Here is a 21,036-nt window from a genome sequence, read left to right on the forward strand (position 1 = left end):
AAAAAAAGCTGGTTGACGGTTGATGCAGGTGTTACATTTATGTAGGGTGTAAATATGCAGTATTATCTGATAATGTGATTTATCCGGGAGTAGTATTAAGTAAGCGCCGGTTAACAATGAAGTTATTTAATAAAATTATTTTTACTTATAACAGTTCGACATAAAGAATAAAATCAGGAAGAGGGATATTTAGCTATGATGAATTGGCTGAAAAGAGCGAGAAAAGGGATTAGAACCTTGAGCAAGAAGAGCTTGCCCGCGGGTTTATGGAAAAAATGCCCTTCCTGCGGGGAGATTCTCTATGTGGAGAATCTTGAAAGAGAGATGTCGATTTGTCCGAATTGTCAAAGCCATTTTCGTGTTACGGGAGATAAATATATTCAAATATTGTTTGATGAAGGGACATTCGCGGAGTTAGATGCAGGGTTTTATTCAAGTGATCCGCTCAATTTCAAGGATAGGAAAAAATACAAGAAGCGAATTAAATCAGCCCGTAAGAGCACCGGGCGTAATTCCGCGGTTATAACCGGAACAGGAGATTTGAACGGCTGTAGAGTGGCCGCGGCTGCAATGGATTTTTCTTTTCTTGGCGGCAGTATGGGTTCGGTTGTTGGAGAAAAGATTACCAGATTAATATCGATAGCCTTAAAGGATGAAATACCACTCGTTATAGTTTCGGCGTCCGGTGGAGCGAGAATGCAGGAATCAATACTTTCACTTATGCAGATGGCGAAGGTTTCAGCTGCTATTGCCGAACTGTCAAAAGCCAGACTGCCTTTTATATCTATATTAACAAATCCGACTACGGGAGGTGTTGCCGCTTCTTTTGCTTTCCAGGGAGATTTGATTATTGCCGAACCGAAAGCACTTATTGGTTTTGCTGGACCGAGAGTAATCAAGGAAACAGTAGGTGAACAACTACCCGACGGGTTTCAGCGTTCTGAGTTTCTGCTTGAGCATGGTATGATTGATATGATATGCATCCGTAAAGAACTAAAAAAAGTTGTTGGTTATTTTGCCGATAGTTTCATGCGAAACAGGAAACTTAGATACAAGGAAGAGAGCCCGAGCAATGATGAAAAAAAGCTCTCGCTTATCTGATAGAAGATATCCATTTTCAAATATTGAGTTTCTTTATTCCCTGAGACCGACTAAAATGAGGCTCGGGCTTGAGAATATAACATCTCTTTTAGATTCTCTGGGCAATCCGCAGATGAAATATCCGGCGGTGTTGGTAGGCGGCACTAACGGCAAAGGGTCGGTTACCGCTTACATTTCTTCAATTCTCCGTTGTGCGGGACTTAAAGTAGGCACTTTCTATTCTCCGCATTTGTTCAGGATTAATGAAAGAATCAGGATTAATAATCGGGAAATACCCTCAGCTGCACTGGATAGAATTGTGGACCGGCTGAGGCGCGGGTATGAAAGAAATCCTTTTACTTTCTTTGAAGGAATTACGGCTTCTGCGGCTTTGTATTTCTTGCAAAACAAGGTTGATATCGCGATATTTGAAGTAGGGCTTGGGGGGAGGCTTGATGCTACGCGTCCCGTTAATGCTGTTGCCACAGTGATTACGGGGATTTCAATTGATCACAGCAGCCATCTGGGTAGAAGCAGAAAAGCAATTCTTGGTGAAAAATTGGGTATTGCCAGAGGGGGGGTCCCTTTGATAGTGAATCTGGACACCGATTCACTCATTGAAAAGGCATCTTTCTATTGCCGCCGGGAAGACTCCTCGGTGATAAATGTAAAAGAAAGTACATCTTCAAGGTTAAAGAAGATCACATTCGAAAGGATGACCTTCAGTTTAAAAACTGATAAATATGATTATGGAGATATCGAAACACGGATGATCGGCAAAGCTCAGAAAATCAACGTGTCAACCGCGGTAAAGACAATTGAAGTACTGGGTGATAAGACGGGTAAGTCATACGTCAAATATGTTAAAGAGGGTTTGGAAAAGACCTCTCTTCCCGGGCGTTTTCAGGTGCTGCGGGGAGTTCCAAGGGTGATTCTGGACACTTCCCATAATCAGCAGGCCCTTATCAATTCGCTCAATACTCTTCTTGCTGTATCTCAACCTCATAGAAATATCCTTCTTTTTGGATGTATGGCAAGGAAAGAACCGGGAAGATTCCCATCTATAGCGTTAAGATCGGCAAGGAAGATTATTCTGGTTCCTTTGAAACAGAAAGGGGCTGAAACAGGGGAGAATCTACTAAATTATTTTACCGAAGCGGGCAGCAAAGAAACTAAAGATGCGCGGGTGATTCTATCGAGAGGAATGGGAGACGCTCTAAGGAAAGCAAAGACAGGTTTGAAAGGGAATGATACCATATTGATTTGCGGGTCTCATCATATGGTTGATGAAGCTGTTTCATATTCATAAATATATTGAAATATATCTTTGGCTGTCTTCAGGTTTTAGAGACGGGCATTTTTATGGTTGACGGATAGAAAATTAAAGGAGAGGGATAATATATGGGAATGATATACGGGATAGATATAGGTGGAACAAATATTAAACTAGGAATCGTGGATAAAGATGGAGTGATTCTAAAAGAAGGTAAGATCAGAACCCGGGCGGAAGAAGGCCCTTCTGCCGTTATTTCAAGAGTATTGGAATGGTTTAACTCTAAACGCGCCGGTTTCCCCGGTTCTGATATTATTGGAGCGGGTATCGGCTGTGCGGGATTAGTAGATAGAGAAAGGGGCTTTCTATATTCATCACCGAATCTTCCCCGATGGGATAACGTTGAATTAGGAAAATTTTTTTCTGAGCAGCTCGATGTCCCCGTGGTTGTTGACAATGATGCTAATTGCGCCGCGTACGGGGAATTTCTGCTGGGAGCCGGAAGAGGAGCAAATAACTTCATATGTATTACTCTGGGAACCGGTGTTGGGGGGGGGATGGTAATAAATGGACGACTTTACAGAGGGGAGACGGGACAGGCGGGTGAGATTGGGCATATTGTAATAAAATTTGATGAAAAGTTGCGTGGGTATCAAAACAGAGGGAGTCTCGAAGCTTATATAGGTTCCGCCGCGATTGTCGAAAGAACAAAAGAAATGCTTAAACAGGAAAGCTCGAACCCTCTTCTTGATATTGACAGGTTGACTGTAAAAGATATAGCCGCGGCGGCAGGAAAGGGTAATGAACTTGCCGTAAGATCCCTGAGAAAAACAGGCATCTATTTTGGAATAGGTTTATCTAATATTGTTCATATTGTAAATCCTGAAGTGATTGCGGTTGGCGGGGGCGTTTCAGCTGCGGGCGAATTGATATTCAAACCAGCCAGAGAAACGCTCGCCGAGTATGTTATTGATGACAAGTTTCTTGATGTGAAGATTGTTCCCGCCGAGCTCGGTAACAAGGCGTCTTTTCTTGGTGCCGCGATGATGGTGTTTAATAACAAGCAAGATGAGTGATTTCAGGAATATATTAATATTCAGATGTTTTTGATATTGTCTTTCTTGGAGTATAATTTGAATTTACTCCTGAGTCCCGCGGGCAGGCACTAAAAAAGGCTATAGATAGAATAGTTTGGATTAATCAGAATAGTTGCAACTGAATCGATAACAGAAGAGAAATGGCGGAGATTTGAATTTGAACAGATTTTTTCTGAATATGTTGTTCTTACCGGGATACCTGGTAATTGCTATTCTTGTTTCCCCTTCATCTTATTCATATCCGGTTTTAAGCAGTGAGCGCGGCACAAAAACTGATTCAATTGAAGTTAAGCAAAGCAAAGGAATTGCTGATTCGACTCTCTATAGATGGAAAGCCGGTCACTTCAGATTCAGGGAAGAAGAGAATAAGCAGGTAATTTTCTTAAGGGACAGTGTTCGAATTGATCATCAGACGGCCGTAATAACATCTCTGAGGGGCAAGTACTATGTCGATGATGAGCGCTTTATTCTTATAAATAATGTGCATGCCGTCGACAGTACTATGGAGATATTTGGAGATGTGGGAGAATATTTTGGTGTTTCAGAGGTTCTTATCGTCAAGGAAAATGTACGGTGTCTCGATGTTGGGATGGAAATTCTATGCGAGAGGGGCAGGTATGACCGGAAGAAGAAAGAAGCACTTTTAACGGGTAATGTTATTCTGTCGGACAGTACAAGAGTTCTGTACGCGGATACTGTTTATTACGACAGGATAACTGAAATTGCCGACGCTTATGAAAATGTTGTTCTGGTAAACTTGGCAGAAGACTACGCGATAGCTGGAGATCACGCTCGTTACAAGAGGAAAGAAGATGAAGTCATAATGGACACCCTTCCCGTCCTAACCTTTGATCAGAGTCAAGAGACCCCGGGAAGAGTAAAAGCGAACCGAATGCAGTTTGATGTTGAACGTAATGTTGGAATGGCTCAGGGTAATGTAGAGTTGATAAAGGGAGACACTAAGGCTACTTGCGATTCCACCGTTATGTTTAACGATCGGAAATATGTTGAATTACGCGGAGATCCGGTAGCTACCAGCGGGCCGTCGAGCATGAAGGGAACTATAATCGGGCTCTGGTATGATGAAATGGAAGTTAACCGTATTGTTCTTCCCCGGAAAGGACGTCTCGCGCAGGCGCCTCCTAAAGGATCCCACTGGTGGAAAGATTCCTGGATAGAGGGCGATTCAGTAGTAATTTACCTGTCTGAAGAGAATGTCGATTCAGTTAAGATATTTGGAAACGCCAAGGCTATGTACTATCCGTTGGAGAGCGAAAAGAACAAAGTGTCTAATAACTATTCAACCGGAGACAGTATGTTTTTTGAGTTTGAAGAAGGTGATCTTACCTATGTCAGGGTTTCAGGTAATGCCGAGGGTTTGTATAAATATCTCCATTTGAAGAACAATGAGACGATCGACAGTTTAGCCGCGAAAACGGACACGGTTCTCGAGTATCGTAATTTTGATACCGAAAGCAACAGGGTCAAGTACAGCGGGGTTGATATAGAGTATTTCGCCGATAAAGAAGATATGATTCTTAAGGAGAAAGCCAGTCTGCATTATGAAAACAAAACATTAACGGCTGATCATATCGATTTTAATTCTAAAATGAACATTCTCAAGGCTGAGGGGGGACCTGTACTGGAAGAGGACGAACAGAAGATGTACGGATATGAAATGGGATATGATATGGGGGAAAGCGGCGGTATCGTTACAAATGGTTCAACTCAGTATGATCAAGGATATTATAGGGGTAAGCATATATTCAAGGAAGGCGAGGGTGTTTTAAAGGTTTATGATTCGATTTATACTACCTGTGATTTGAAAGATCCACATTTTTCACTTCGTGCCAATAAGATGAAAGTATATATTGGCGATAAAGTGATTTCAGGTCCTATAAAACTCTATATTGGTGAAATTCCTATTTTCTATCTTCCCTTCATGGCCAATTCTATAAGGCATGACAGGCATTCAGGAATCTTAAGACCTAATTTTGATATTGGGATTAACAGTAGAGACGGTAGATTTATAAGAGGACTGGGTTATTATTGGGCCACGAATGATTATACAGATTTTGCTTTGAGGACGGATTTCAATGAATTTAAGAATGTTAGAATCCAGCTGGAGAACAGATATAAAGTCAGATATATGCTGGGTGGTAATGTCAAGTTGAATTTCATGAGAGATTTCACGAATAAGGCGAATCAATGGACGGTAAATTCTTCTCATAGCCAGAATTTCGGAAAGTCTGCTTCCTTTCGCTCCAATCTCAGGTTTGTAAGCAGCGATCAAGCTCAAAGCGCTCTTCATAGAGCTGAGGATGTAAAGAAGATTGTTGATAGAAGAATATATTCAAGTGCCAATTTCAACAAAAGCTGGGGAGGAACAAGGCTCGGTTTGTCGGCAAGCCGCAACCAGAAGTTGAATGTTGAAGATCCTTATGCCACCAGAGTTTCTGGAACGATGCCGTCGGTTTCCCTTAATTTTCCCCGCACATCTCTCTGGTTTGGAGAGAATCACAAAAGCGGTAAGAGAAGTATCATAGAAAGAATGCTTAGAAGTGTATCCTTTTCCCCAAACCTCAATGCAAAGCGAGCTACTGAAGAGAGCGACGCAAAAAGAATTACAAGAATATCGGCTAGCTCAGGTTTGTCTCTCAGCCAGCAGCATAAGCTGCTGTTTCTGAATCTTTCCCCGTCATTGAGTACGAGATGGAATTATTCCCGTGTTAGTTATGATAAGATCGATACATCTCTTGTTGCCAATCCAAATTCGCTTGTGAATGAGAGCGATAACAGGTTTTCGCTGAGTCTTAATTCGGGAATTGGAACCACTCTGTACGGGACTTTCTATCCGAAGCTGGGCGTGATACGCGGGATAAGGCATACTTTCAACCCTTCCGCCAATTATTCATATAGCCCCAAACTGGGAGAAGAGCAAGCCGAAAGCAGGAATGTAAGGTATTCAGTAAGGAACATACTTGATTTAAAAGTACTTGAAAATGACCAGCTGGTTAAAAAGAATAATGTGATAACCTGGAACCTCGGCGGGAGCTATAATCCCGATGCCGCTAAAGGCAATCGTTTTTCAAATATAGGCAGTAGTGTCCGCACTACCATAGCAAATTTTATGTCGTTTAGTCTTAATCACTCAATAGATCCGAAGGAAAAGGAGATAGTATCGACTAGTTTCAGTGTTGACCTGTCACTTGGCGGGGAATTTTCATATCCCGCCAAATGGAGAATACGTAAAGCCGAAAAGATCGCTGCTGCAGCAGGTTCAGATTCATTGGAGTCAAAGGGTGACGGGAAAGGGTCAGAGAAGAAGGCGGAAGGTAAGCAAAGATGGTCATTTAATATAGGATACAGTTATTCAAGCAGGGGGACAGGTGTATACAAATCGATCTCAAGCAAAGTGGACCTGAGAGGTAATCTCAAATTAACAGAGAAATGGCAGATATCATATTCGGGATATTATGATTTGGAAAGGCAGGGATTTACGAGTCAGCAGTATTCTATAAAACGTGATTTACATTGCTGGCAGGCTAGTTTCATTCATCGTGAATTTGGAGGAGAATGGAGTTATTATTTCCAGATATCGATAAAGGAACTTCCCGATATAATGTATGAAAGAGGAAAGAGGGGTTTGATAAGTTCTGTACCTTTCAGATAGCAGATTTATTGATAAAAAGTGTTGACAGATATAGAAGTTGAGACATAGAGTATTTCTATATGGGTTTTTACTATGAATGAAGGAGGTGAAGAATGAATAAAACAGAAATGGTAGAAAAGGTTGCGAAGAAAACTGGCTTGACCCTTAAGGATGCCAAGGCGGCTATTGACGCTATTTTCAGCACAGCTCCTAGAGAGGGTATTATCGCTTCTGAAATAGCGATAGGTAGAAGAGTTCAGATTACCGGATTTGGCACTTTCTCGCGCCGTAGCCGTAAAAAGCGCAAAGGCCGTAATCCTCAGACAAATCAAACTATTACTATTCCAGCCACAAAAGTACCAGCCTTTAAAGCCGGCAAGGCTTTGAAAGCTCGTGTGGCGAAGAAGTAATCAAAACGTTATTATTAAGGGAGCAAAGGAAAAAATTCGTTTGCTCCTTTTTCTATATTCTTTTTTGTGTTTCAGGGGAATAAAATTAATGCGATCTGTCTCTTGTTTTTTCTTTATATTTGTATTGCTTATCTCTTTGTCTGGATGCCGCGGCGGGAAGGAACCGGTTACAATCCTTTTCACCAGTGATGTTAACGGCAGAATCAGAGCATTTGGCTGAGGGGAATCCGCTGAAGGCGGGGTAGCCCGGAGGGCTGCCGCTATTAAGAGAGAGTATGAAAAGGACAATTCTATTCTGGTGTTATCCGCTGGTGATTTCTATGGTGAGAGCAGCATTATGGCCATGTATAGAGGACGCTTTCTCGCGGATATGATGATAAAGATGGGATATTGCGCTGTTGGAGTCGGGGAGCATGAACTTAATTATCAACTGAAAGCTATACGAGAGGGTATAGAAAAAGGATTACCGGTTATCTGCTCTAATCTTTATGATGACCGAATGTGCGTTTTTCCACCATATTTGATTAAGGAAGTTCACGGTAATAGAGTCGGTGTTTTCGCTTTGCTTGATGAACCTATTCCTCAACAACTGAATATGGAATTAAAATCTCCTGCTGAAAGGGGTAAAGAAGTTATAAGTGAGCTGCGAGAAAAAGGTTGTGAGCTTATTATTCTGATTGCTCATATGGGAACGGAGAAACTAAAGGATATTTTGCCATCGCTTAAAGGTGTCGATTTGATTATACGCGGTCACGCTGAGGGAGGGTTGGAAGTACCCCTGGATTGTTTAAACGGAGCGATAGAGGGTTCGGATAATTATGACATTCCCGTGCTATTCGCCGGTGACGGCGGGAGAAAGATAGGAAAGATCGTTATTGTGCCCAAAGGTGATGAAGAATATGATTTTAAAAACAGAACGGTTATTTCTTTGAAAAAATCTTCAGCGAGGGATCAGCGGTTTGTTGAGTATTTGAGAGATTATCGGGAAAAGGAAGGGGAGAGGCTCCGTGAGTTGAGGATGAAGAAATTCATATCTCATGATAAACGTGGAAAGTTAAGAGAAAGGTATTTGGGAGTGGATATATGCGCCAGATGCCATGGCGATATAGTTTCAGCGTTTAAATCTTCGGCCCATTCGAAAGCTTATAACAGGTTGAAAGCTGCCTATGATAAAACCAAATGTCTTGAGTGTCACACGACTGGGTATGGGATGTATTCGGGATATGGTTCAGATGAAGCCGGAGTGAACAGGATTAATCTTGAAGGTGTAACGTGCGAGGCGTGTCACGGCTACGGTACAAATCATTCGCGTGATACTAATTATGTAAGAGCTGCTATAAATTCATGCGGTATGTGCCATACTTCAGATAGAAGCCCGGATTTCGAATATGAAGAGTACTTGAGGCGCATTCTATGTTATATGAAACCGGATTCTTCAACCTACAAGAAGGATTTCAAGTGAAGAGATATTCCAGACTGACATGCAAGAAACCCAACTCAATCCGTGGTAAAAAGGCCGGATTATCTGTTTTAATAAAAGTATTACTTATTTTTAGCTCTTTTTTTCCTTTCGAATATATTCAGGCGGTGGAGTCTGATTTTCTTATCCCGGGTATATCTTTTGGAGATATTGATTTTAGAGCGGGAACAAAAATTGAATATATCGTTATTTCAGAAGTATATGAGGTTAGAGATACTTCTTTGGTTGGTTTGTCTGTCATCGATTCTCCAGAGGACAAAACGGTTCTTGAAATAACTTCTTCTCCATGGCCTGCGGCACCGTCAGAAATGATTACTGTCAGAGTTACTATGACGGAGAATTGCGACAGTATTGAAACACTTGGAAACCTGGATTCAATTTTAGAGAAAGTTATGATAAAAGAAGGTGATAAACCTTTCAGGGAAGCCACTGAAAAGGAAATAGAAGATTTCGAATTGGACAGAATGTTCATCCATCCTGAAGAATTTAAAGAGACGAAACTATCTTCTGTTAAGCTGAAGACTCCGGCAGGTCAGTTCAACTGTGAGCTAAAAGAATTCCACAATAAACGTGAAAGAAAGATGAACCTCGGCGGCAATGAAGCAGTCAGATTTGAAGAAGAAAGTAATCTCCTATGGATCTCCGGTGAAGTTCCTTTCTGGGGTCTTGTAAAAAGTGAGGTCACAAAGAAAACTTATACTAGAATGAACTTGCCTCATACTTCTGAGAGAACGCTTAATGTTAAGGAGACATTTCTTAGATCCGAGTTAATTTCCTTCACAGAGAATAAAAACGGCAATATTAAATAGCCTCTTTTCCTAAAATGTCTTAGAGATTGATACTTTTCAATATTTTTCGTTAAATTTCAATAATCCAGCATCATAAACTTGCCAAAATCGTCTTTTCGTGATATATTTAATCCTGTAGGCATCAGGTTATTACATAATTATTGGTTGACGTCAGTTTGCCGCTGTGGTATACACAATATGTTGTACAATGATTATTGAAGTACCACAAAATAATGTGTAATTTCTCGTACCAGGGGTGGAGGAGAAGATGAGCACCAACCATAGGGATGAAGAAGTTCTTAAGAAAACAAAAAATTATGTTAAATTTCACAGATTGCTTACAAGGGCGGAGAATAACGGAAGGCTCGATGGAAAATTTCGCTGCCCTGTTTGTGGAATGAGGTATCTTTCAGCGGAAAAAGCGAATAATTGTTGCCGTATAGATTTTGATTAAATTTTGAACTTTTAAGTTAAAATCACAGGATATATTAATGCCGGATGAGGATGTGAGAAATAAATCAATAAAGCAGTATTGTTCTGTATGCAAAAAGACATTTAAGATGGAAATCGTCGATGACTCTGATAGTCAAGAGGTTCTATGGCTGAAGTGCCCGGGTTGTGAAGGCTTTCTACCATATATGACGGGAATGGATGGGGAAAAAGAGGATGACCAGAAGCAAGACGCGGAGCTGGAAGATTCGTCCAGTCTTGAACCGGAGGATTTGACCAGCGATGAAAGAAAGAACGCGCTGGTTTACAATCAGTCATCTAAATATAAAATAGACGATATAATCTATCATAGATCCTGGGATGATTACGGTAAAGTAATTGAAAAAGAGACACTGCCGGGAAACAGGAAGACTATCATTGTCCAATTTATCGATCAGGGAAGGACAAGGTTGCTTGAAGGTGTGAAGTAGAGGGATATCAATTGAATTCATATCAGCGATTCTGTCTTCCCGTAGTGTTTTTTATTCTCGTATTGTTGTTTAAACCTCTAAACGCTTCCGAAGTATATACAGATATTTCAAATTTTTTTTATTCCACGGGTACATCCCGCGTTTCAACAGAATTTGGGTTCAGCACTATCAATTCTCCGCTGAAGGAGGCGAATCTTTTCGCGGCTGCCTATAAAGGAAATATTAATTCGAAGATGACTGTAAAATTAGTTATTCCCTATTTTGCTGTCAGAGCGAATGATAATCTCTCTTTTGGTTTTGGAGATTTTATACTTAATTCAACAACAAGAGTAAAAAGTGACAGCCTCGCGGAAAACGGTCTTTTCTTTAGGGCAGATTTTCGTTTCCCAACCGGTTCAAAGTCGCTTTATCCGTATTCACTTCAAAGTTTTGACGGTGGCGCTGGAATTGAAGTAAGAAAGCGTTTATCAAATCTTTACCTGAAAGGAGCAGCAACTTACACCTTTGTTGGAGAGAGAGAACATGAAGGTGATTATTTGTACAGCAACCATCTGATATTGGGGGTTTCTGCTGGAATTAAAATAGGGAAGCAATACACATTAGAGGTTTCCGGGTACAATATTAATTATAGAAATAATAGTGAACACTGGATATTTATTATGAAAACTGAGAGGTGTATGACTGAAAATATAAGTATTTCAATGCGCGGAGGGTTTGAAGCTGTGGAAAATGATGAAAAGATTTTTGATTCAATACTTTCGTTATATCTGACATTCCTGTTTCCAACCGGCAACTCAAATACAGAAAAATAAGAATCTTTGTAATTTCTATCTGAAGGAATAGCTAAAGGTCATTCAACTATGACGGTTTACCTTTTCTCATTTCTTATGTCCGTGTTTCATTTCTAATGCAAAGTGCGAATGAGCAGTGTTTTTAATGTTCCTTATGATGGAACAAAGGGTTTTGAAACAGAAGAGAATTCCCTGCCTGTTAGAGGCATATCTTTTGCAATGTTCTTTCATGAAAAAAAAATCTTTCTACGAATGAGAGCTGCCAGAAATGACTAAAAACAACAACATCAAAATTCCTGTTGGAGTATTAGAAACGCTGTTCAATAAAGTTAATCAGGGTGTTCTCTTTTTTGATTATAACTTGAATATTTTGTACGCCAATAAGAGAGCTGTATCTCTTTTAGGTGTGGATTCGCAAGAGAAAGCGGGTAATTTAATTAAGAGAAGTTGTCCGGAAGAGGCGATTCTAAAAAGCAGAGAGGGCAGAACTAAAACAACGTTTTTGGAAACAAGAGACTCTCAGAGTAAAGAAAGTAATCTACTTGGAGTGGAATTCTCCTTTCGCGATCCTGAAGGTTTTCATCCTATCTACATTGTTATGCTTCACGATTTTTCAGACTGGGAAAAACTCGACAGGATGCGGACTGATTTTATCAGTTCCGTCTCTCACCGGTTACGAACGCCTATGACATCAGTTCGTAATTCTTTTCAATTACTCTGTATGGACGGTACATCTCTGTGTGTGAAAGAAAGAGAAAAACTGCTTGAGATTGGAATGAGAAATATCAAGAGATTATCCTCTTCTCTAGATGAACTGCAGAAAATATTTATGGTTCAATCTGAGGAAATGAATTTATTCAGAAGCTTGATCAGCATTGGCGGACAGGTAAACGAAATTTTTGAAAGACTTTATGATGACGGAAAAATATATGGCTTTGAGTTGACAAGTTGCGACATCGGTGTATTTACAGATAGAAGTAAGTTAGAGAATTATATGGTAACAGTTGCTGATCTTTTTAGAAAATGGATTGACGGTAATCCTTACATTTCAGTCAAAATCGAATGTCGTCCGGACGAAGTTGCTGAGGCAAAAAGCGGAAGATTTGAGATATCTTTGAAACCGAGCCAGGAAGCTGTATCTTCAAAGAAAGTCACTCTGAAAGATTTTCTCTATTATCAGGAATCTCACAGATCTTTATTATTAGAAAGGTTGGCGGGAGCCATCGACGGTATAATGACAGTTAGTTCGGATGGTGTAACTATATCAATTCCTGCTGATCCGCCTTTTGACAGAGAAAAAGATCTGGTTCATCCATTACACGTGATAGTTGACAAGACCTTAATTGAAAAAAGGCAATACTGTCTCGTAAATCTCCGGATCAGCGCTGATATTAGAAACACGGGTAAGAAAAATGAATATTTAAGGAAGATACTGTTAGGTGTAACAGAAACTGAAGTTGACAGTCTCGTGGTAATGGATGAACATCCTTCCAGCTATCTGATATTCTTTATTGACCGTACAAGTGATGAAATTGATGAAATTATGAAGTTTGTCACAGATCAGTTCGCGGAATCCTGCAAAATCACTGCCGAAGAGGAACGCTCCTCTTTGAAGTGGGAAATAAAATTTAAAAGCAGACGCCAAATAGATAGCCACATCGACTCCAATCTTCTTAAAGCCGCGGAATTAGTTTGATAACGCAGCTGACCTTCCCCGGAAGAGTTTATGATTTATCTAAACATCTAGTTTGAATAGTACGCTAATTTAACTTCGCGGAGTTTGTCTGGTTCCTTCTCTCTATTCATTGAAAGTAGAAGAACGCTCAGCGGGTATCCTATGATGGGATGGCTTATTTGAGGTAGGCGGTTATTAAGAACATATCCCCCCAATACTAAAGACATTATTTATTGAAAGGGGTTTATTTGAAAGTTAATATCCAATAAATAAAAAAGGTAAGTAGTTATTGATGTAGATACAATATATCTGTTAGAATCCACTGTATATAATTTAAGTTAAGTAAATTATGGCTTTTTTTAATGAGAAGAAAACTTATATTAGCTATATAAAAGAGAGGGTTGTAGGGCTGACTAGGACCGAGTGAAGCAGGTATGTGTGTAATAAGGTGAATGTAAACAAAGACTTTCTAACGGTTTAATTCAAAGGGAGGAAATAGTGGATTTTGAACTGACCACAGAACAAAGGGATATTAAAGAAGCTGCCAGGAAATTCGCAAAGGGTGAGTTTACAAAGGAATTAGCCCAGAAACATGAAATGGAACATTCCTTTCCGCGTTCAGTATGGAAAAAGGCATGTGAACTTGGATTTATAGGTCTCCATTTTCCCGCTGAATGCGGGGGGGCTGGATTGAATGTGATGGAAAATGTTCTTGTAGTAGAAGAATTCTGCAGAATGGATTCCGGAATTGGTACCGCGGTGGCGCTTTCTGATTTTGCCTCTGAAATAATCATGCGGTTTGGCTCTGATAAACAGAAGAAGAAATATTTGCCTGCCGTCGCTTCCGGCAGGATGATATCTGCCGGAGCATTTACCGAGCCCAACCACGGGAGCGATATTACCCGTATGGACACAAGAGCTGAGAAGAAGGGTGATAAATGGGTTATTAACGGGACAAAAACATTTATTACAAATGGAGAGATCGCGGATTTTTATATTGTCCTTTGTCAGATTGATTCTGAAGTCAAACCCTCCTACAGGGGTATGGCCAACATAATTGTAGACAGTGACACTCAAGGGGTTACTACAGAGGATGTCGGTCAGAAAATGGGAATAAAGATGACTTCAACCGCGGAAATTTCATTTGATGAAGTCGAGGTGCCTCTGGAAAATATTATTGGTGAAGAGGGGAAGGGCTTTTATCAGGTTCTTGAATTCTTTGACGAAAGCAGAATTGAGATTGCGGCAACAGCACTTGGTATAGCTGAGGGAGCATATGACAGAGCTGTGAATTATATGATGGAGAGAGAACAGTTCGGCAGGCCTATTGCAAAATTTCAGGTTACTCAACACAAGATTGCCAAGATGGCAAGTATGATCGAAGCCGCGAAATTATTAACTTATAAAGCCGCTTGGAACTTTGACCAGGGCAGAATTGACCCTAAATTAACTTCCATCGCCAAATACATTGCCGCTAAGACCGCGGTTCTTGTTGCTGATGAAGCTATTCAGATACACGGCGGTTACGGTTATATTATGGAATACGAAGTTGAGCGCTTTTATCGGGACGCTAAAATAGCTGAGATTTATGAAGGCACAAAGGAAATACAGAAGAATACGATAGCAAGCGAGATTATGAAAAAATTATAGATCCATTGATCTATAACCCCTTTTAACTTTAAGTTATACTGTAGCTATTTTATTACAGTTTAATGAGTTTCATTCTGCTTTGATAGTCCTGTTGGAGTAATTCCGTTTATTAGGCGGGATTATACAACATCTATATGGTTTGGAGGAAGAATTGGCCGCCGAATATGATCTGGTTGTAATTGGGGGTGGTCCTGCCGGTTATCCAGCCGCGATAAGGGCTTCTCAAATGGGCGCGAATGTTTGCCTTGTAGAAAGGGAAAAATTGGGAGGTGTATGTTTGAACTGGGGATGTATTCCCACTAAGACTTTGCACGCCGCGGCTCATCTGATTGAGCAAGCCGGGGAAGGCAGCAAAACTGGCCTGAAGGGTTCCTTAAAAGTTGATCTGGAGGGTCTTTTATCACACAAAAAAGCGGTTATAGATAATCTTGTCTCCGGTGTTGAAAAGCTGCTGAAGAAAAGAGGGATTAATGTTGTCAAAGGTAGAGCGGAAATAGTTGGTGCCGGAGAGGTTTATATCGAAGAAACAGGGTCAATCAGGGGAAAGAAGCTCATTATTGCCACGGGCTCTTCAGAGATAGCACTGCCCGGTATGGAGTTTGACGGCCAACGAGTTATAAGCAGCAAAGATATTTTGAATTTGAATAAGTTGCCCGAATCTCTCCTCATAATAGGCGGTGGTGTTATAGGCTGTGAATTTGCCTCAATTCTAAACGCTTTTGGATGCGGGATTACTATTGTTGAGATGCTGCCTTCGCTCATCTCGGGAGAAGACCGAAAGGTAAGCAGGTTTCTGAAAGCCTTTTTGAGGAGGAAGGGTGTAGTGACACATCTTGGCAGAAAGGTTGAGAGTCTTCATAGAGGAAACAAGAGTGTTACAGCTCATCTTGATAACGGTACTGAAATTGAATCTGAGTCGGTTCTTGTTTCAGTTGGCAGGACTCCCAACATAGATAATATTGGTCTTGAGAATTTAGGCGTTGGAATGGATAAATCAGGTATCGAAGTAAACCGCCGGATGGAAACGAGTGTTAATGGAGTATTTGCCGCCGGGGATGTCGCGGGCGGTATGCTCCTGGCTCACGTCGCCACGCGAGAAGGAATTGTTGCAGCCGAAAATGCTCTCGGACGAAATACAGAGATAGATTATTCTCTCGTTCCTTCAACTATTTATACTCTTCCCGAGATTGCTCATGTCGGTCTCACGGAGGAAGAAGCCGCGGATAGAAATATAGAAATAATAACAGGTAATTTCCCCTTTTCAGCGAACGGTAAAGCTCAAGGGCTCCGCGAGAAAGACGGCTTTGTCAAATGGATAGCTGAAAAATCAAGTGGAAAACTTAGGGGGCTCCATATAATCGGACCACAGGCAACGGAGCTTATCTCAGTGGGAATAATCGCGCTCGAGCGCGGAATGAAATCCGATGATTTCGAGCGTGTAGTTATTCCTCATCCGACCCTTTCTGAAAGCATTTCTGAGGCAGCGGATGATATAAATGACCGCGCCATTAATATATACTGATTGTTGCCCCTTTTATTAAAACTCGCCTGTTCAGGAGGTTGAACCTTATTATGAATGGTAATAATTTTCTTAAAAATTCCATGATACTATTAATTACGGGCGCTGTTTTTTGTGTGCTTTTTCCCTCCCGAGCCGCGGCCGGCAAACTGGGTGTTTCTGAGAATGAAAGAAGTTCCCTCGGCCCGGATATTATTTTCGATTCTCATCCGGCCTCTAAAGTGGTTTGTATCGCGGTATCAGTAGGATCCGGGTCAGTTTATGAGAAGCCTCATATAAGAGGAATATCCCATTTCATTGAGCATATGGTTTTTAATGGATCAGAACGTTTTACAAGAGAAGAAATCAGTGACTGGGTTGATGATACAGGTGCTTTTCTTAATGCTTTCACAAGGAAAGAAAGAACGATTTATTTTATGTTGGTGAGGAGAGATCTTGCGGAAGAAGGGGTTGAAATTCTCTCACAGATGCTTCTGCGCTCAGTCTTTCCGCGGGAAGAGCTTGAAAAAGAACGAAAAATCGTTCTTGAAGAGATCACCAAAACACTGGATAACCCGGGTCAGGCAAGAAGAAGATACATAGATAACTATCTGTTCAGAGGAAGCCGGTTTACTGATCCTGTTCTAGGCTATCCGTCTACGGTGAAGGAAATTACAAGGGATCAGCTAATCTCTTATTACAGGAGATTTTATAAGCCTTCTAATATGAAGATTTTTGTTATGGGCGGGTTTGACAGAGTGTCTCTTCAGAATATAATAAAAGATTATTTCCGGTTTTCACTTTCCGGATGCGAAAATGAGTATGAAGATAAATGCCTCAGAGGGGGAAATTCCAGATCCCATTCCCGCCCCTTTGTCTCATCTTCGCCGGATATTCCAAGGTGGAGCAATGAGATAACAACCAGATATTGTAACAGTGTGACCCCGGGATTTGATATGTTAGTCAGAATACCGGGAGATGTCGAGGCACAGGATCTCGCGCTATCTACAATCATGGAGGATATTCTTGCCTCAGAAAATTCGCCTCTGAGGGAAAAGTTTGAAGCCGCGGGGATCAAGTTTCCCAGAGTGAGCTTGGAAATATACAGCGGATTTTCCGCTTTGAGATTTCATTTTCCTTCGATAAAAGGAGGGAGTGATGATTGCCTTAAAATTCCGGAAATACTCGGGGAGCTGGCTCACTGGGAGCCGGGCCGAAGAGAGGTTGATTCATCATGTATTTCCTATCTGTCGTCAAATGCTTTCGATCGTGAAAAATTCCATTACTATATTATGCTTCACGGTGAAACAATGAGTCTTCTGGGGGAGAGTTATCTTAATAGTTTTATAGAAGAAATAAAAGAAATAGACAGAGAAGATATAGAGAAGCTGCTGGGAAAAACCTTTGATGATATTGAATATAATGCCTGTCTTGTGCGAAAAGGAGAACGCAGATTTAAAGAACTGACAACGCCGGAAAAAACTATCGTAAAAAAACTTCCAAACGGCTGTGTAGTTTCTGCTAGTCAAAGGGAAGATTCAGAGATAGCGGCTTTAAATATACTGATTAAACACCGAAATTGTCTGGATGCTCTTTTAATTCCCGGTTCTTCAACGGTTCTTCACGGTATATTGGAGATGTCCGAATATGCCTCTGAGCTTTCACAAAAATTGGAGTCCCTGGGAGCCCGGGTTGAATGGGGAGACAATCCTTATATACCAATGGATGATTACAGACTCAATCCGTCATTTTCGTTTATTCGACTGGAGGCGCCGGGGGCTAACTTCAGGGAAGCGGCCGGGCTTTTGGTAGATTACATTCGGGAACCGGGTTTTAAGTTGGCTGATATCAGCCGGTCTCAAAGGCGTTTGATGAGAGATATCTCAGTAAGAAGACAAGGTGCCCTCTTTAAACTAGAAAGAAGATTCTATAAAAAGCTTTTCGGCGAGCATCCTTTCGGCAATTCAATTTTCCCCGGCCCTCAATATTGGGAAAAAATTACAGTGGAAAGTCTTGACAGCTACAGCAAGAAATATTTTACAGGACGAAACATTATAGCATCGGTTGTGTCGGGGGATCTTCCATCTAAATCGGGCGAGTTTCTCTCTAAGCTCTTTTCGTTGTTTTCTGCCGGAAAAATAAAACCGGAGAAAGACGGGGCTAAAGACCCGCTCCGGATTTTATCATCGGACAGTATTTGTGAAAGCTTTCCCGGAAAATGGCCTAAAGGAAGATTTGAGTTTCCCTCTCCCGGTTCGGGAGCTTATCTGATGGCGGGATTTGCCTCTCCGGCTGGAGATTCTGATAAAATGGCCGCTATTCTTGTTACTTCCGAGATTCTAAGTTCCCGTATGCAGGATGAAATAAGGGAAGGTCTCGGCCTGGCGTATTCAACGGGGTGTAGAACTAAATTCATGAAGGGAGGAGCGGTAACTTCGGCGTATCTGGGCACAAGAGCTAAAAATATGGAAAAATCCCGAGAAGCCCTAAAGGGACAGATCGAAAAACTTGGTCAAGAGAAACCTGACAAAGATGAAGTCACAGAAGCGATTAACAGAATTATTTCCAGAATGGAAAGAAGAAGACTTTCCAGTATTAATCAGGCTTTTTATTCCGGCAAGAATCTATTCTTATCAGGAAATATCAGGCTTGAAGAAGAGATTATCAGGGTTGATTTAGAAAGCGTTAACATGATTATAGATAAGTATCTGGGTGTTGACAATATGCTATATATTGATTTTGTTCCCCGTCCCGCGAAGGAGGGTGAAAGACAAATATATGAAAATGCCCCGAATCATTAAATTAATTAATTAAATTTGTTGACGAACCTTTTATTTTTGTTTACTTATAATGAAAGTTGGAAATTAAATTGAACACTTGGAGGTCAAAATGGCTCATGTAATATCTGATGAGTGTATTGTTTGTGGCGCTTGTTTGCCTGAGTGTCCTGTTGATGCGATTTCAGAGGGTGAAGAGAAGTATTCTATCGACCCGGATCTCTGCACTGATTGTGGCGCTTGCGCCGAGGTTTGTCCCGTTGACGCTATCTCGCCTGAAGATGAATAATTGAAGGGTAATTATGTCGTCAAAGAAATACCGTTTGACAACTATGGCTTCCTGTGCGGGCTGAGCTTCTAAGCTCAGCCCGACGGAGTTGTGGCAGGCCTTAAAAGAACTACCTGTATATAATCATCCGGATCTTATCCTGGGTTGTGATGATGTGGATGACAGTGGTGTAATGCGTATCAATGATGAGAAAGCAATTATCGTTTCAGTCGATTTCTTTCCCGCGATTGTCGACGATCCATATATCTTCGGGCAGGTTGCGGCGGCGAATGCCATGAGCGATATTTACGCGATGGGTGGAAGCCCATTATGCGCTCTTAATATCGTTTCTTTTCCCGATGGTGAACTGCCGATATCTGTAATGAGGGATATGTTAAAAGGCGGCGCGGAAAAGGTTTCCGAAGCCGGGGCGATTGTTGTCGGAGGGCACACAATGAAAGATTCGGAGCTCAAATACGGCCTTTCCGTTACAGGTTTGGCCCATCCCGCCGAGATTGTCAGAACCGGCGGAGCATTACCCGGAGACAGTATTGTTCTGACAAAGCCGCTTGGATCGGGTATCTATTCGACTGCTCTTAAAGCTGATGAACTTCCACCGGAGCTTGAGAGTGATTTCTACGGGATGATGACTACACTTAACCGTGACGCTTCTGAAGTTATGAAAGAGTTCGGAGTGCATGCCTGCACGGATGTAACGGGATTTGGACTTCTGGGGCACACTCTTGAAATGGCTGAATCTTCCTCCGTTGCCATTGAGCTCGAGCTGGATGCTCTTCCTCTTCTTGAAAACTTGAGGGATTATGCTGACAGGGGATTTCTTACCGGAGGTGGACTGGCAAATTACAACTCTGTTAAAGAGAAATTAGTTCTGAAACGTAAAGTTTCGTCGGTGGAACAAATGATAATGTGCGACCCTCAGACCTCGGGAGGTCTTCTGGTTGCTATCCCCGCGGAAAAGGCAGAAAAATATGTTGAAACCCTCAGGGGCAAAGGGCATAAAGATGTTTCCCTGGTTGGTAAAGTAATTTCCGCGGAAGAGCCGGAAATAGTTATCAGATAAACCCGGCTATTTCTTATCTTTCTGTGACCTTTCTTTTCTTATTTTTTCCCTTGATTCTTCAAGACTTAATACGCATCCGCAGTAGTTTTGCCTGCTCAGCTTCAGCTTCCCGCTTTGTTCTACACTGATCTTAAATCCATCTTTTTTCTTGAAATCCTCGTTGTAGAAAGTTACACCGTGTTTTTTTGCCGCTTTATCTGCTGCTTCCCTGATACGTTTATATATTTTGTGAGGACTCACAGAAAGTGTGGTAGTGAATAATTCTATACCGATGCCGGCGGCCATTTTTGCGGTTTCATCCAGTCTTATTCCATAGCATTCCCAGCAGCGCTTACTTTTTTCGGGCAAATCTCTGTAAGGCATAACAGCTTTTTCCCAGTCCGCGGTGTTATATGAGCCTGTTATAAGGTTTACACCTAAATGACCGCTTAAAAACTTCATATCTTCCAGCCGAAGAATATATTCTTTTTCCGGATATATATTCGGATTATAGAAAAAGGCTGACACTTCGAAATTTTCCTGAAGATGGGGTATAACATAGCTTGAGCAGGAAGCACAGCATGTGTGTAAAAGTATTTGTGTCTTAGGATTCATTA

17 protein-coding genes are annotated in these 21,036 nt (G+C 41.3%); 16 read left to right on the forward strand and 1 reads right to left on the reverse strand.

Going from position 1 to position 21,036, the window contains the following annotated elements; translation table 11 throughout:
* Window positions 1–198: 198 nt before the first annotated feature.
* The 16 genes from accD (at window position 199) to selD (ending at window position 20,440) form a co-directional block, all read left to right on the forward strand.
* On the forward strand, window positions 199–1,101 hold the full coding sequence (gene accD, locus U5O15_02300) for an acetyl-CoA carboxylase, carboxyltransferase subunit beta (GenBank protein ID MDZ7859495.1): 903 nt from the start codon (window positions 199–201) through the stop codon (window positions 1,099–1,101).
* Window positions 1,073–2,389, forward strand: coding sequence for a Mur ligase family protein (locus tag U5O15_02305; GenBank protein ID MDZ7859496.1), 1,317 nt, complete (start codon window positions 1,073–1,075; stop codon window positions 2,387–2,389). Before accD ends, U5O15_02305 begins: the two co-directional genes overlap by 29 nt.
* A gap of 92 nt (window positions 2,390–2,481) precedes the next feature.
* Window positions 2,482–3,429: an ROK family protein gene (locus U5O15_02310; GenBank protein MDZ7859497.1), complete on the forward strand. Its 948-nt coding sequence runs from the start codon at window positions 2,482–2,484 to the stop codon at window positions 3,427–3,429.
* 178 nt (window positions 3,430–3,607) lie between these two features.
* The gene (locus U5O15_02315) at window positions 3,608–7,123 is read left to right on the forward strand and encodes a putative LPS assembly protein LptD (GenBank protein ID MDZ7859498.1); all 3,516 of its coding nucleotides are present in this window, start codon (window positions 3,608–3,610) and stop codon (window positions 7,121–7,123) included.
* A 92-nt stretch (window positions 7,124–7,215) separates the two neighbouring features.
* Window positions 7,216–7,512 carry an HU family DNA-binding protein gene (locus tag U5O15_02320; GenBank protein ID MDZ7859499.1) on the forward strand — a complete coding sequence of 99 codons (297 nt, stop codon included), beginning with the start codon at window positions 7,216–7,218 and terminating at the stop codon, window positions 7,510–7,512.
* A 337-nt stretch (window positions 7,513–7,849) separates the two neighbouring features.
* A complete protein-coding gene (locus U5O15_02325) occupies window positions 7,850–8,974 on the forward strand; it encodes a multiheme c-type cytochrome (GenBank protein ID MDZ7859500.1) in 1,125 nt (374 codons plus the stop codon).
* Complete coding sequence (locus U5O15_02330) at window positions 8,971–9,801, forward strand: hypothetical protein (protein MDZ7859501.1); 831 nt, start codon at window positions 8,971–8,973, stop codon at window positions 9,799–9,801. The genes U5O15_02325 and U5O15_02330 overlap by 4 nt, the downstream gene beginning before the upstream one ends.
* A gap of 247 nt (window positions 9,802–10,048) precedes the next feature.
* Window positions 10,049–10,234 (forward strand): hypothetical protein, encoded by a 186-nt coding sequence (locus U5O15_02335; GenBank protein MDZ7859502.1) that lies wholly within the window; start codon window positions 10,049–10,051, stop codon window positions 10,232–10,234.
* 52 nt (window positions 10,235–10,286) lie between these two features.
* The gene (locus tag U5O15_02340) at window positions 10,287–10,700 is read left to right on the forward strand and encodes a hypothetical protein (GenBank protein MDZ7859503.1); all 414 of its coding nucleotides are present in this window, start codon (window positions 10,287–10,289) and stop codon (window positions 10,698–10,700) included.
* 11 nt (window positions 10,701–10,711) lie between these two features.
* Complete coding sequence (locus U5O15_02345) at window positions 10,712–11,512, forward strand: hypothetical protein (GenBank protein ID MDZ7859504.1); 801 nt, start codon at window positions 10,712–10,714, stop codon at window positions 11,510–11,512.
* A gap of 247 nt (window positions 11,513–11,759) precedes the next feature.
* Entirely contained in the window at window positions 11,760–13,187 is a 1,428-nt protein-coding gene (locus U5O15_02350) for a histidine kinase dimerization/phospho-acceptor domain-containing protein (GenBank protein MDZ7859505.1), read from the forward strand.
* Window positions 13,188–13,664: 477 nt separating this feature from the next.
* Window positions 13,665–14,816: an acyl-CoA dehydrogenase family protein gene (locus U5O15_02355; GenBank protein ID MDZ7859506.1), complete on the forward strand. Its 1,152-nt coding sequence runs from the start codon at window positions 13,665–13,667 to the stop codon at window positions 14,814–14,816.
* A gap of 151 nt (window positions 14,817–14,967) precedes the next feature.
* The gene (gene lpdA / locus U5O15_02360; GenBank protein MDZ7859507.1) at window positions 14,968–16,338 is read left to right on the forward strand and encodes a dihydrolipoyl dehydrogenase; all 1,371 of its coding nucleotides are present in this window, start codon (window positions 14,968–14,970) and stop codon (window positions 16,336–16,338) included.
* A gap of 50 nt (window positions 16,339–16,388) precedes the next feature.
* Complete coding sequence (locus U5O15_02365) at window positions 16,389–19,115, forward strand: insulinase family protein (GenBank protein ID MDZ7859508.1); 2,727 nt, start codon at window positions 16,389–16,391, stop codon at window positions 19,113–19,115.
* An 88-nt stretch (window positions 19,116–19,203) separates the two neighbouring features.
* The gene (locus U5O15_02370) at window positions 19,204–19,380 is read left to right on the forward strand and encodes a 4Fe-4S binding protein (GenBank protein ID MDZ7859509.1); all 177 of its coding nucleotides are present in this window, start codon (window positions 19,204–19,206) and stop codon (window positions 19,378–19,380) included.
* Between the two features lie 13 nt (window positions 19,381–19,393).
* Window positions 19,394–20,440, forward strand: a complete 1,047-nt coding sequence (gene selD / locus U5O15_02375; protein ID MDZ7859510.1) for a selenide, water dikinase SelD — start codon at window positions 19,394–19,396, stop codon at window positions 20,438–20,440.
* A 6-nt stretch (window positions 20,441–20,446) separates the two neighbouring features.
* On the opposite strand, the gene U5O15_02380 is transcribed toward selD, so the two are convergent.
* Window positions 20,447–21,034, reverse strand: a complete 588-nt coding sequence (locus U5O15_02380; protein ID MDZ7859511.1) for an epoxyqueuosine reductase QueH — start codon at window positions 21,032–21,034, stop codon at window positions 20,447–20,449.
* Window positions 21,035–21,036 lie beyond the last annotated feature (2 nt).

Source organism: Candidatus Krumholzibacteriota bacterium (assembly GCA_034520215.1).
Taxonomy (GTDB): Bacteria; Krumholzibacteriota; Krumholzibacteriia; order Krumholzibacteriales; family WJIX01; genus JAGHBT01.